Below are 12954 nucleotides of genomic sequence, written 5' to 3' on the forward strand. Positions count from 1 at the left end.
GGCCGTCGTTGCGCGCCTGGGTCAAGGACGTCGGTGGTTGCAGCCTTTGGTGCCTCCGGCGGGGATATTTTCAGAGAGAGGAAACACGGGCCGCACATGGGGCGGCCCGCGGTGCCATGATCAGTTGATGATGATCTCCGGCCCCATGAAGGTGGTGGGCAACCATGTCGATATGGCCGGGATATACGTCACCAGGATCAGGAAGACGAACAGCACCGCCAGGAACGGCAGCGACGCCCGCACCACCCGCATCATCGGCATCCCCGCCACGCCCGAGGTGACGAAGAGATTGAGACCCACAGGTGGCGTGATCATCCCGATCTCCATGTTCACCACCATGATGATGCCCAGGTGGATCGGGTCGATCCCCAGTTCGATGGCGATGGGAAACACCAGCGGGGCCACGATCACGATCAGCCCCGAAGGCTCCATGAACTGCCCGCCGATCAGCAGGATAACGTTGACGATGATCAGGAACACCCACCAGTTGAACCCCGCATCCAGCATCGCCGAGGCGATCTGTTGCGGTATCTGCTCATCGGTCAGCACGTGTTTCAGGATCAGCGCGTTGGCGATGATGAACATCAGCGTGACGGTCAGCTTCCCCGCCTCGAACAGGGTGTTTTTCGTATCACGGTGAAAGAACGCCGTGACCAGCGCGATCGGCTTTTGCAGCAGCGTCAGGTTGCGCTGCCCATCGGTCCGGTGCAGCGGCCCCATGTCGCGATAGACGAAACTGGCGATGAAGAAGGCATAGACCGCCGCCACCGCCGCCGCCTCGGTCGGGGTAAAAATACCGCCATAGATGCCGCCAAGGATGATCACGATCAGGAACAGGCCCCAGCCCGCGTCAAAGCCCGACTCCAGCACCTCGCCCCAGCCCTGCCATTCGCCCTTGGGCAGGTTGCGGACCTTGGCGATGCCATAGATCGTCAGCATCAGCATGGTGCCCGCCATCAGCCCCGGTATCACGCCCGCAAGAAACATCCGTCCCACCGACACATCGGTGGCCGACGCATAGACCACCATCACGATGCTGGGCGGGATCAGGATGCCCAGGGTGCCCGCGTTGGCGATCACGCCGGCGGCGAAGTCCTTGGAATACCCGACCTGCCGCATGCCCGCGATCACGATCGACCCGATCGCCACCACCGTCGCCGGGCTGGAGCCCGACAGCGCCGCGAACATCATGCAGGCAAACACGCCCGCGATCGCCAGCCCACCGGGGAAATGCCCGACGATGGCGATGGAAAAGCGGATGATCCGCCGCGCCACGCCGCCGGTGGACATGAAGGTGGAGGCCAGCACGAAGAACGGGATCGCCAGCAGCGTGTAATGCCCCGCCATCGCCTGGAACAGCGTCTGCGCGATGGACGCCAGCGAGGTATCCGACAGCACCAGCAGGAACAGGATCGAGGACAGCCCAAGGCTGACCGCGATCGGCACGCCGATCAGCATCAGGCCGATCACCATGATAAAAAGAATGGCAACTTCCACGGATCAGTCTCCCCGGTTCATGTGGGCCACCTCGTCGATGGCCTCTTCGGCTTCATGGCTCACGATCAGGGTCTGCGCCTGACCGGTCCAGATGCGCCAGGTCGCCTGCACAAAGCGGAACAGCAGCAGCGCGATGCCGAAAGGCAGGATGAAATAGGGGATGAAGCGCGGAATCTTCTCGTATTCCTCGCCCTCGTTCATCAACGGCTCGATCCAGCGCAGCCATTCGGGCAGCGGGATATCCACCACCTCGTACCAGCCGCGGTAATTGGTCATCCGCATCTCCTGCAGCCCGGTGGGAAACCAGCGGCCCGTGGTCTGCGGCAGGTTGGCGAAATTGGCCCAGTAATCCCAGGCCCCCTTCATCAACAAACCCGCATAGACGATGCAGACCGCCCCGGCGGTCAGCGCCAGCATCCGGCGCACCGGCGGCGAGAACAGGTTGATCACCGCATCCACACCCAGGTTGGCGGTGATCTTGACCGCATAGCTGATGCCGAACAGCACCAGCCATGCGAACAGAAATGTCACCGCCTCGAGCCCCCAGATCAGCCCGGTATTGAACACGTACCGCAACACCACGTTGATGAAGGTGATGATCGTCATCGCCCCCAGCAGCAGGGCGATCACGGTTTCCTCGATTTCATGGACCAAGCGGCCCAGCATTGTCTGCGGCTCGTATCGTGCGGACATGCCAGCACTCCTCCCCCAAGAATCACGGCAATCGCATGGCCCGGCCCGCGCGCGGTGCGGGGGCCGGGCCGACCGGCAAGGCCGGAGCTTAATGCTTGGCGTTGATCGCCTGCGCGGCGTCGATGTTTTCCTGGCCCACGTCCTCGACGAACTCTTCCCAGACGGGTTTCATCGCATCGACCCAGACCTGCCGCTGCTCTTCGTCAAGCTCGCGGATGGTGCTGCCGGCGTCCACGATTGCCTGACGCGCCTGATCGTCCACCTCGCCCACGACGGCGTTGCGCTCGGTCGTGACCTCGTTCAGGATCGTGGCCAGCTGGTCGCGCACGTCGGCATCCAGGCTTTCCCACCAGTCCACGCTGGTCACGACCATGTAGTCGATGATGCCATGGTTGGTTTCGGTGATGCCATCCTGCACCTCGAAGAACTTCTGCCCGTAGATGTTGGACCAGGTGTTTTCCTGCCCGTCCACGACGCCGGTCTGCAACGCGCCGTACACTTCCGAGAACGCCATCGGCTGCGGGCTGGCCCCCATCGCGGCCATCTGCGCCTTGAGCACGTCGGAATTCTGCACCCGGAACTTCATGCCCTTGGCATCCGCCGGCGAGATCAGCGGCTTCTTCGCCGACATCTGCTTCATCCCGTTGTGCCAGAATTCCAGCCCCAGCAGGCCGCGACGGGTCATCGAGGCCTTCATCGCCTGCCCGGTCTCGGAATTCTGGAACTCGTCCACCGCGGCGATGTTCTTGAACATGAAGGGCAGATCGAAGATGCGGAACTGCTTGGTGAACTGCTCGAATTTCGACAGGCTGGGCGCGGCCATCTGCACGTCGCCCTGCAACATCGCCTCAAGCACCTGGTCGTCGTTGTACAGCGTCGAGTTGGGGAACACCTCCATGCAGGCGGTGCCGTCCATCTCGGTGTTCACCCGCTCCATCAGCATCGTGGCCGCGATCCCCTTGGGGTGGCGGTCGGTGTTGGTGACATGGCTGAACTTGATCACGATCTCGCCGTCGTCGCAGGCCGCAATCGCGGTCTGGGCAGTGGCAGAGATGGCAAGTGCCATTGCGGCAGTGGTCATAAGCGTTTTCATGGGTCTCCTCCCTAGAGTCCTCTGGTCCTCGGCACGCCCTTCGGGCCTGCGCTGTGCATGACCCTGCCCAAACCTGCGAAAATGCTCAAGAATTTGTGATGTCTGCCGGAAAAGACGCCAATTTGCCCGGGCTTTCAGCAGGTTAGGAATGCACACCACACATGGCGGCCCTGCATTCTGCCAACTTTGTGCGGATATCCGCACAAGCACTGCGCCAATTCGTGCGAAAATCCGCACATGCAGCCAGCCTGCGATTCCCCCGGCGTCACACCGGCAGCGCCGCCAGCGCCACGCGCCGCCCTTCGGACAAAAGCACATTGTAGGTCCGGCAGGCGGCGGGGCTGGCCATCACCTCGACCCCGATCCCCAGCTCTTCCAGCCGGGCGCGCAGCCCGCGTGGCGCATGGGCGATATCCGCCCCCATCCCCAGGAATATCACGTCGACATCCCCCGCCAACGCCTCAAGCGCGGCAGTATCCTCCAGCCCGACCCAGCCGCGGGCACGCGCGCCGGTAGCGATCATCGCGCCCTCGATCACCTTGCCGTCGACACGGAAAAAGCCCGGGCCATAGCCCTCGACCGGGACGGCGTTGTCATAGCGGATTTCGTTCAGTTCCATTTCGGCAGCCCCGGTTTGATGTGTTTCAGTCCCAGATCGGCAGTCCGCTGATCGCAGCGGCGATGATCACCACATAGGCCACCCCACGATACAGGCGCGCGCGGGATGGTTCAAACACCCAAGCGCCCAGCAGGTTGCCGATGATGTTGGGCAGCGCCATCGCCAGCCCCAGCACCACCGGGACCCATTCCAGCCGCGCCTGCACCGCCAGCAAACCCAGCAGCAGGATGTCGTAACCGTACAGATACAGCATCGTGTTGGCCCGGATCGACGCAGGCGGGACCGGCGCGGACATATAGAGCAGGATCACCGGCGGCCCGGGCAGGCCCGCCACACCGCCCAAAAAGCCAGACGCCGCCCCGGTGCCCGCCATCACCGGGCGCGACATCGGGCCGGTATAGCGCAGCCCAAGGCTCAGGATCAGCGGCACCGCGATGGCCAGACCCGACACCGCATAGCGAAACAGATCGGGCGACACCCGCACCAGCACCGCCAGCCCCAGCGGCAGGAACAAAGCCGACCCCAGCAGCAGCCACCCCACCTGCCCCGGATCGCCGTCCCGAAACGCCCGTGGCAGGTTCGGCGCAGGGCCGATCATGTCCATGATCACAAGAATGATCAGCACCCAGACCGGGGGCACCACCATCGCGGCAAAGGGGATGAATATCAGCGCCGTGCCAAAGCCGGAAAAGCCGCGCACCACGCCCGACAGCGCGGCACCCAGCACCAGCAGCCACAGGCCCTCGATCCCGAGGGCCTGCGAGACGATGTCAGGCATCGACGTTGGCAAACTGGTTGCCGCCGGTGTTGTCCGGCTTGGTCCAGTCGCGCTTGACCCCCAGCATCAACAGCGTGGTCGAGGCCACGAAGATCGAGCTGTAGGTGCCGATGATCACGCCCCAGATCATCGCAAAGACAAAGCCGCGGATCACGTCGCCGCCCAGCACGAACAACGATCCCAGCGCGATCAGCGTGGTCACCGAGGTCATGAAGGTCCGGCTCAGCGTCTCGTTGATCGACACGTTCAGCACTTCCTTGAACGGTCTTTGCTTGTACTTGCGCAGGTTCTCGCGCACCCGGTCGAACACAACCACCGTATCGTTCAGCGAATAGCCCACGATTGTCAGCAGCGCCGCGATGATCGCCAGATCGAACCGTATCTGAAGCTCGGAAAAGATGCCGATGGTCAGCACCACGTCATGCACCAGCGCCACGACGGCCCCCACCGCAAACTGCCATTCGAACCGCAGCCAGATGTAGATTAGAACCGCGCCGATCGCCAGCACCACAGCGATGACAGCCGTCTGGATCAGTTCGCCCGACACCTTCGGGCCCACGGATTCCACGCTGATGAACCGGATCTCGGGGGCATAGGTGCGCAGCGCCTCCTGCACGCTGTCGATCACCTCGGGCGTCACCGATTCCTGCCCGTCCTGCGCCTGGATGCGGATCATCGCCACGTTCTCATCGTCGCCAAAGGTCGGGTCGAACACCTCGGTGATGGTGATATCGCCAAGGCCCAGCGGCGCCACCGCATCGCGATAGGCGCCCACATCGACCGGCTTGGGGCTTTCGGTGCGGATCGTGGTGCCGCCCCGGAAATCGATGCCGTAATTCAGGCCCTGGATCAGGAACGACCCCAGCGCCACAACCATCAGCACCGCCGATATCCCCAGCCACAGCTTCGCGCGGTTGAAAAAATCAAAGCTGGTGTCGTCGCGGATCAGTTTCAGGCGCATCTCAAACCTCCAGGGTTTTGGGGCGGCGGCGCTCGAACCACAGCACGACCAGCAATCGGGTGACGAAAAAGGCGGTAAAGACCGATGTCATGATCCCCAGCCCCAGCGTGATGGCAAAGCCACGCACCGGGCCGGACCCCATGACATACAGGATCAGCGCGGTGATGAAGGTGGTGATGTTGGCATCCACGATGGCGCTCATCGCCTTTTCATAGCCCAGCTCGATCGCCCGCGCCGGGCCGCGCGCGGTCTTCAGCTCTTCGCGGATACGCTCGAACACCAGCACGTTGGCATCCACCGCCATCCCGATGGTCAGAACGATGCCCGCAATCCCCGGCAGGGTCAGCGTGGCCCCGATCAGACTCAGCAGCCCGAACAGCAGCCCCACGTTGACCAGCAGCGCCACGTTGGCAAAGACCCCGAACAGACCGTAACTCAGGAACATGAACACCAGCACCGCGATACCGGCCACGATACAGGCCGTGGTGCCCGCCGCGATACTGTCGGCCCCCAGTTCCGGCCCGATCGTGCGTTCTTCCAGAAACTCCAGCCCCGCAGGCAGGGCCCCCGCCCGCAGCAGCACCGCAAGCTGCGTCGATTCCTCGACCGTGAAATTGCCGGTGATGATCCCCGACCCACCGGGAATATGGCTCTGGATCACCGGGGCGCTGATCACCTCGTTGTCCAGCACGATGGCAAAGGGGTTGCCGATATTCTCGGCCGTATAGTTGCCGAACCGCCGCGCGCCTGTCGGGTCAAAGCGGAAATTCACCGCCGGCCGCCCGTTCTGATCGAAGGCGGGCTGCGCATCCACCAGTTCCTCGCCGGTCACCACCGGGGCCTGTTCCAGCACATAGAACACCCCCTGCTCGTCCAGCGAGGGCAGCAGCTCGTTGCCCGGCCCGGGCGGCATGTCGCCATTGTCGGTCCGTGTCACCACCGGCTGAAAGGTCAGCTGCGCCGTGGTCCCGATGATTTCTTTCAGTTCCGAGGCACTGCCGATCCCCGGCACCTGGATCAGGATGCGGTCCGACCCCTGCCGCTGGATCGTCGGCTCGCGCGTGCCGACCTCGTCGATGCGCCGCCGGATGATCTCCAAAGCCTGCGCCACCGTGCGCTGATCCATCGCCGCGCGTTCGGCATCCGACAGGCGGATCACCACATCGGCACCTTCCACCGACACGTCGATATCGCTCGACCCGGCCGATGCCACGCCCGACACCGGACGCGACAGGCCGCGCACCAGCGCCGCCGCCTCGCCCGCCATCTCGGGCCGCTCGTTCAGCCGCACGCGCAGCTCGTCCGGCGCGCCCTCCTGCAACCGGAACGTGCCGATCCGCCCGCGCTCTTCGCGCAGCAGAGCCAGCACTTCGGGCCACATCGCGGTGATCCGGCTTTCATAGACATCCGCCACCTGCACCTCGGCCAGCAGATGTGCACCGCCGCGCAGGTCCAGCCCCAGGTTCACCAGCCCCGACGGCAGGAACGACGGCCAGCGCGAGGCCTGCTCTTCCAGCCCTTCGGCCACGCCGCCCGCCTCCAGCGCCGCCCGCGCGTCATTCGATGTCTCGACCCGCGTGTAGAACCCGTTGGGCAACGCCAACAGCAACCCGACCGCAACGACGGTCCAGATCACCAGACGTTTCCATAGATCAATCTGCATCATAGCCTGCCCGCCTCCCTGCCCGTCATTCCGGGCCTGTCACACTGTCGCCGCCTGCGCGGCGCGGATCACTTGGCCTCGGCCGGCTCGGTCTTGGTCAGCACCTGCGCGATGGTCGATTTCACCACCCGCACGCGCACGTTCTCGGACAGTTCCACCTCGATCTCGTTGTCATCCTTGACCTTGCTGACCTTGCCGATCAGCCCGCCCTGCGTGACGACCTGATCACCCCGGCGCAGTGCCTCGACCATCTTCTGATGCTCTTTCAGCTTCTTCTGCTGCGGGCGGATCAACAGGAAATACATGATCGCAAAGATCAGGATAAGCGGAAGAAACTGGGCAACGGCGTCCATCTGGGGTGTCCTTATGAGCAAATGGGAACGCGCAATGGGGCACACCCCCGCGCGAGAATTGGCCGGAACCTATGTGCGCGCCTGCCGTTTTGCAAGCCGAACCGGGGGCGCTCGCGGCAGACCCCGCGGCATGCGCAAGGTTACACACCCATAAAGGCGGCGCGCCCGCAGATCCGACCCTCAGGACCGGCCTCCGAACAGGATCAGACGGCGCGAGGCAAGCCCGAAATCTGACCATCGCGGTGCGTATGGGATGTGCATGCCTTGTGCATACCCCTTTTCCCGCCCCGCGTTTTGGGGCAATAGGGCCGTGAATTCGTCACTCCAAAGGGATCAGACCCATGCATGACATCCGTGCCATCCGCGAAAACCCGGCCGCTCTCGACGCCGCCCTTTCCCGTCGCGGGGCCGAGCCTGCATCGGCCAAGCTATTGGAACTGGACGAAAAAAGACGCGCGGTGATCCACGCGGCGGAAACTGCGCAGGCCGATCAGAACCGCGCCTCCAAGGACGTGGGCGCGGCCAAGTCCAAGGGCGACGAGGCCGAATTCGAACGCCTGCGCGCCCTTGTGGCCGAGAAAAAGGCCGAGGTCGCCGAGATGCAGGCCGAGGCCAAGGCGCTGGATGCGCAACTTACTGATTTTCTTATGACTTTGCCCAACACCCCACTGGCTGACGTCCCCGACGGTGCCGATGAGGATGACAACGTCGAACTCCACCGCTGGGGCACCCCGAAAACCTTTGCCTTTGATCCTAAGGAACACTTTGAAATCAAGGGCGTAAAGCCCGGAATGGACTTCGAGACGGCGGCCAAACTGTCTGGTTCGCGCTTTGTCGTCCTGACCGGCGGCGTGGCCCGCATTCACCGCGCCCTGGCCCAGTTCATGCTGGACCATCATGTTGAAAACAATGGTCTTTCCGAGACATGGACACCCGTTCTGGTGCGTGAAGACATGATGCTGGGCGCCGGTCAACTGCCGAAATTCGGTGAAGACAGCTATCAAACCACAAACGGCTGGTGGCTCGTCCCCACCGCCGAAGTGACATTGACCAATATTGTCAATGGCTTGACGGTCGAAGCGGACACTCTTCCCCGCCGCTACGTGGCCCATACCCAATGCTTCCGCTCCGAGGCGGGCAGTGCGGGCAAGGACACCTCGGGCATGCTGCGCCAGCACCAGTTCGAAAAGGTCGAAATGGTCTCGATTACTCTTCCAGATCAATCTCTTAGCGAGCATGAGCGGATGACGAAATGCGCCGAAAGCGTGCTCGAAGCGCTGGAACTGCCCTATCGCACGATCGTCCTGTGCACCGGCGACATGGGCTTTGGCGCGCAAAAGACCCATGATATCGAGGTCTGGCTATCCGGTCAGAACACCTATCGCGAAATCAGCTCTGTCTCGGTCTGCGGCGATTTTCAGGCGCGGCGCATGAACGCCCGATTCAAGCCCGAGGGCGGCGGAAAACCTGAATTCCTTCATACGCTTAACGGATCGGGCCTCGCCGTGGGTCGCGCCCTTATCGCGGTGCTGGAGAATGGCCAGCAAGAGGATGGCTCGGTCGAGCTGCCCGCTGCGCTGCACCCCTATCTGCGCGGAAAGACCCGGCTTTCGCCCGACGGCACCCTGTCCTGAAAAGCGGCCCCCGGCATCACCGGGGGCCACCGCACATGGCGTGCCTTACTCTTCCAGCAGACCTTCTTCCATGGCCGCGCTCAGCTCTTCCTCGTCGATCTCGCCATCGCCGTTGGTGTCCATCGCGGCGAAATCATCCTCGCTGACGGTGGGATAGGCCGCCGTGATCTCGGCATAGGAATAGGTGCCGTTGCCGTCCATGTCGGTCAACTCGGCCTGTGCCAGCAGCGGCGTGGCCAGAAGTGCGGGCAGGATGATGAGTGCAGTCTTTTTCATTGGTCTTCCTCCATGAGTGGTCCGACAGCATCGGCCGCCGGTGTCATGGATATTGGCGAGTAGACGATTTTTATCAAACCATGCCAGATATTTAACAGGCATTATTCCACCACTGCGCTGGCAGATTCCCGCGCAAGTCACGCCAGGAAATTGCAACTCGGCCCTGAGCGCGAGCGTGCATGGCCGCAAGAATTCCAACCCGCCTTGAGGCTTGTCCGGGCCCGGGGCGCTCGACCAAGGCTGTCAAGATGACCTCAAGGGCCCACCGGCCATTTGCGCGCGGCTTTGCCAAACGCGGCCCAGGCGCGCAAAAGATCGCCTGAACCGGCCTCAGTCCGCGTCCGAATCGATCAGCGTGATGCCCGGCATGTCGCGCAACCTCTCTAGGTCAGCGGCATAGCGGGCGCGCAGCGACGCGCGATCGGTGTCGGCAAAGGCGGCCAGCCCAAGGTTGTCGCGATTGTCGGCGTGACGCGTCATCACCGCGCGAAACTCGGCCTTATCAAGGGTTCCACCCGCATGATACCGCTTCTGCAACTCTTCCAGCGCAGCATCGGTGGCTGACAGGTTCAACTGCCGCGCAGGCTCGGTCAGGGCATCGGCGTCCAGCCCCGGCACCAGCCGCGCCAGAAGGTCGCGGCTGGATCCGCGCGCGTCATAGCTCAGCACGGTGATGCGCGCGGGCTGCAACTGCTCTTGAAATGCCGCCATCAGCTCGGGCCAACCGTCGGTGACCGACATCAGGCCGGGCACGAAAAACGAGAACGGCTCGACCCCAATATCCTCGGCCCGCTTGCGATAGGCCGAGACGAACAGCTCGTCATAGGGCCGCAGTACATAGACGAGGTGCGCCACCGGGCCCGGCAACGCCTCGCGCAGCACACGCAGACGATTGGCCCGTGCCGGATAGAACTTGCCTTGGGTGAAATGCAGCATCCGGCCGGGAATGTTCTCTTCCGACAGGATCAGGCGAGATCGGCCCTGACGCCGCTTGTCGATTTCGGCACGTGCGGGGGCGATGAACTCTTTTGCCTTTTTCAACCCGTGCCGCGGGCTGGGCAGCTTCAATTTAAGCTTGCCTCCGGGGATGCCGTCGCGCCCCGGATAGGCCAGATCATAGCCGGCGGCGCGCAACGCCTCGGCGTTCTCGTCCAGGCACATCTGGAAACTGCTGGTGCCTGTGCGATGTGCCCCCGCATGCAGGTAGACCTGAACCTGTTCCGCCATTTCTGCCCCCTGCCCGTTTTGACGCGCACAATGGGCGGAATCGCACCTCGGCGCAATGCGTCCCCATGGACATCGCGGCGCTGGGTTGCGAATGTCGCGAAAATGACCAAGGACCGAAGTATGCCCGCCAGACAGATCATCATCGACACCGACCCCGGGCAGGACGACGCCGTTGCGATCCTGCTGGCCCTGGCCAGCCCTGACGAGATCGAGGTGCTGGGCATCACCGCTGTGGCCGGCAACGTCCCACTGGCCTTGACGGCGCGCAATGCGCGGATGGTGTGTGAACTGGCCGGGCGGGCGGATACTGCGGTCTTTGCGGGCTGTGACCGTCCATTAGGCCGCGATCTGGTCACAGCCGAGCATGTGCATGGCAAGACGGGCCTTGACGGCCCCAGCCTGCCCGAACCCACCATGCCCCTGCAGGACGCGCACGCAGTGGATTTCATCATCGACACTCTGCGCGCGAAACCCTCCGGCACCGTCACTCTGTGTGCCCTGGGGCCGCTGACCAACATCGCCACGGCGTTCGAGCAGGCCCCCGACATCATCGGCCGCGTGGCCGAGATCATCCTGATGGGCGGCGCCTATTTCGAGGTCGGCAACATCACCCCGACGGCCGAGTTCAACATCTATGTCGATCCGCAGGCGGCGCAGATCGTGTTCGGATCAGGTGCGCCGCTGGTGGTGATGCCGCTGGACGTGACCCACAAGGCGCTGGTGACACAGGTGCGCAACGATGCGTTCCGCGCGCTTGGCACGCCGGTGGGCGTGGCCGTGGCGCAGATGACCGACTTCTTCGAACGGTTCGACAAGGAGAAATACGGCAGCACCGGCGCGCCCCTGCATGACCCCTGCGTGACCGCCTATTTGATCCGGCCCGATCTGTTCACGGGCCGCCACATCAACGTCGAGATCGAAACCGCGTCCGAACTGACCATGGGCATGACCGTGGCAGACTGGTGGCGCGTCACGACCCGCGCGCCCAATGCCACGTTCATGGGTGACCTGGATGCCGACGGGTTCTTTGCCCTGCTGACCGAAAGGCTGGGCCGTCTGTGACCTCGCTGCATATCGCCACGCCCGACGACCTGCATCGGCTTTTGCCGATGGTCACCGCCAGCCATGCCGAAGCCGGGATGAACAGCGACGAGGCGGATCTGACCGCGGCCCTGATGCCGCTGCTTGATGGCACGCCGATGGGGGTGGCCTATCTGATCGGGCCGCGCCGCAGCCCGGTGGGGTATATCGCGCTGTCCTTTGGCTGGTCGATCGAGTTGGGCGGGATCAACGGCACGATCGATGAATTCTGGATACGCCCCCCCGTGCGTGGACGCGGTATGGGCATGGAAGTGTTGCTGGGCCTTGTGCCCGCGCTGGCCAGTCACGGGTTGCGCGGATTGACGCTGGAAATTGATCGCCACAACACGCGCGCTCAGAAACTGTATTCTCGCGCAGGGTTCCGCCTGCGCGAGACACAGAGCCTGATGACCCGCGTGCTGAGTTGATACGCGCTACATCACGGTCAGCACGATGATCATGAGCAGCGAATACAGCATGATGCCGCCCCCGATCAGCCAGATCGGATAGTTGCGCCCGATGCTGGCCTTGGCCAGTTCCTTGGCCTGATAGATCAGGTCGGGCCATGTGTAGGACACGAAATCGCCTTGCGTGAACACCGCCTTGATGCGGCCCTCGTCGTCCACCACGGGCAGGCGGCGGAACCGGTCGTTCGACATGATGCGCATCCAGTCCAAAACATCGTCGGTTTCCCTGGCCACGCGCGGCTCGCGGGTCATGATATCCTCCAGCCGTGTGTCCTTGGCCGACCGGTCGGCGTTGACCAGCTTTTTCATGATGTCGCGCTCGGTCACCACGCCGATCACCTTCTGATCCTCGTCAACCACGATGACCGAGCCGAAATCGCGCTCGGACATCGCTGCAACCGCTTCGGCCACCACCGTGCTGGGCGGAAAGGTCAACGGCTTGGGCTTGCTGGCGAACTCCGGGCGGTTGCGCAGTTGCATCTTGTATGGGTTCTCGGTGCTCATCGGCTGCTCCGTTTTTTGGTTGCGCTGGTTTGTCGCACTGACGGTAGCCCGCTTGCGCAACCCGACAAGGTGGCGCTGACGCCCCCTCGACATCTGCGGCGGAATGCTT

The 12954-nt window shown here is 63.4% G+C and carries 14 protein-coding genes; 3 read left to right on the forward strand and 11 right to left on the reverse strand.

Going from position 1 to position 12954, the window contains the following annotated elements:
* Positions 1–120: 120 nt before the first annotated feature.
* The 8 genes from ACFTOW_RS17585 to yajC all read right to left on the reverse strand — a co-directional run bounded on the left by ACFTOW_RS17585 (position 121) and on the right by yajC (position 7657).
* Positions 121–1497, reverse strand: coding sequence for a TRAP transporter large permease (locus ACFTOW_RS17585; RefSeq protein ID WP_379918137.1), 1377 nt, complete (start codon positions 1495–1497; stop codon positions 121–123).
* A 3-nt stretch (positions 1498–1500) separates the two neighbouring features.
* A complete protein-coding gene (locus ACFTOW_RS17590) occupies positions 1501–2190 on the reverse strand; it encodes a TRAP transporter small permease (RefSeq protein ID WP_379918140.1) in 690 nt (229 codons plus the stop codon).
* Positions 2191–2278: 88 nt separating this feature from the next.
* Positions 2279–3283: a DctP family TRAP transporter solute-binding subunit gene (locus tag ACFTOW_RS17595; protein WP_379918142.1), complete on the reverse strand. Its 1005-nt coding sequence runs from the start codon at positions 3281–3283 to the stop codon at positions 2279–2281.
* Between the two features lie 265 nt (positions 3284–3548).
* Complete coding sequence (locus ACFTOW_RS17600; RefSeq protein ID WP_379918144.1) at positions 3549–3902, reverse strand: Mth938-like domain-containing protein; 354 nt, start codon at positions 3900–3902, stop codon at positions 3549–3551.
* A gap of 25 nt (positions 3903–3927) precedes the next feature.
* On the reverse strand, positions 3928–4680 hold the full coding sequence (locus ACFTOW_RS17605; RefSeq protein ID WP_379918146.1) for a TSUP family transporter: 753 nt from the start codon (positions 4678–4680) through the stop codon (positions 3928–3930).
* Positions 4673–5641 (reverse strand): protein translocase subunit SecF, encoded by a 969-nt coding sequence (gene secF / locus ACFTOW_RS17610; protein WP_379918148.1) that lies wholly within the window; start codon positions 5639–5641, stop codon positions 4673–4675. Before secF ends, ACFTOW_RS17605 begins: the two co-directional genes overlap by 8 nt.
* A gap of 1 nt (position 5642) precedes the next feature.
* Positions 5643–7307 (reverse strand): protein translocase subunit SecD, encoded by a 1665-nt coding sequence (gene secD, locus ACFTOW_RS17615; protein ID WP_379918150.1) that lies wholly within the window; start codon positions 7305–7307, stop codon positions 5643–5645.
* Positions 7308–7372: 65 nt separating this feature from the next.
* Positions 7373–7657: a preprotein translocase subunit YajC gene (yajC, locus tag ACFTOW_RS17620; RefSeq protein WP_379918152.1), complete on the reverse strand. Its 285-nt coding sequence runs from the start codon at positions 7655–7657 to the stop codon at positions 7373–7375.
* Positions 7658–7998: 341 nt separating this feature from the next.
* Between yajC and serS the strand changes: the two genes are divergently transcribed.
* Positions 7999–9291: a serine--tRNA ligase gene (gene serS, locus ACFTOW_RS17625; RefSeq protein ID WP_379918154.1), complete on the forward strand. Its 1293-nt coding sequence runs from the start codon at positions 7999–8001 to the stop codon at positions 9289–9291.
* Positions 9292–9336: 45 nt separating this feature from the next.
* Here the strand turns inward: serS and ACFTOW_RS17630 are convergent, their stop codons facing one another.
* Positions 9337–9567: an EF-hand domain-containing protein gene (locus tag ACFTOW_RS17630; RefSeq protein ID WP_379918156.1), complete on the reverse strand. Its 231-nt coding sequence runs from the start codon at positions 9565–9567 to the stop codon at positions 9337–9339.
* Positions 9568–9897: 330 nt separating this feature from the next.
* On the reverse strand, positions 9898–10794 hold the full coding sequence (locus tag ACFTOW_RS17635) for a hypothetical protein (protein ID WP_379918158.1): 897 nt from the start codon (positions 10792–10794) through the stop codon (positions 9898–9900).
* A gap of 120 nt (positions 10795–10914) precedes the next feature.
* On the opposite strand from ACFTOW_RS17635, the gene ACFTOW_RS17640 reads away from it, so the two are divergent.
* Both ACFTOW_RS17640 and ACFTOW_RS17645 read left to right on the forward strand, forming a co-directional pair.
* Positions 10915–11856 (forward strand): nucleoside hydrolase, encoded by a 942-nt coding sequence (locus ACFTOW_RS17640; protein WP_379918160.1) that lies wholly within the window; start codon positions 10915–10917, stop codon positions 11854–11856.
* Entirely contained in the window at positions 11853–12302 is a 450-nt protein-coding gene (locus tag ACFTOW_RS17645; protein WP_379918162.1) for a GNAT family N-acetyltransferase, read from the forward strand. Before ACFTOW_RS17640 ends, ACFTOW_RS17645 begins: the two co-directional genes overlap by 4 nt.
* A 6-nt stretch (positions 12303–12308) precedes the next feature.
* Here the strand turns inward: ACFTOW_RS17645 and ACFTOW_RS17650 are convergent, their stop codons facing one another.
* The gene (locus ACFTOW_RS17650) at positions 12309–12845 is read right to left on the reverse strand and encodes a CBS domain-containing protein (protein WP_379918165.1); all 537 of its coding nucleotides are present in this window, start codon (positions 12843–12845) and stop codon (positions 12309–12311) included.
* Positions 12846–12954: the final 109 nt, after the last annotated feature.

Origin of the sequence: Lacimonas salitolerans (genome assembly GCF_042677865.1) — a bacterium.
Lineage (GTDB): Bacteria > Pseudomonadota > Alphaproteobacteria > Rhodobacterales > Rhodobacteraceae > Lutimaribacter > Lutimaribacter salitolerans.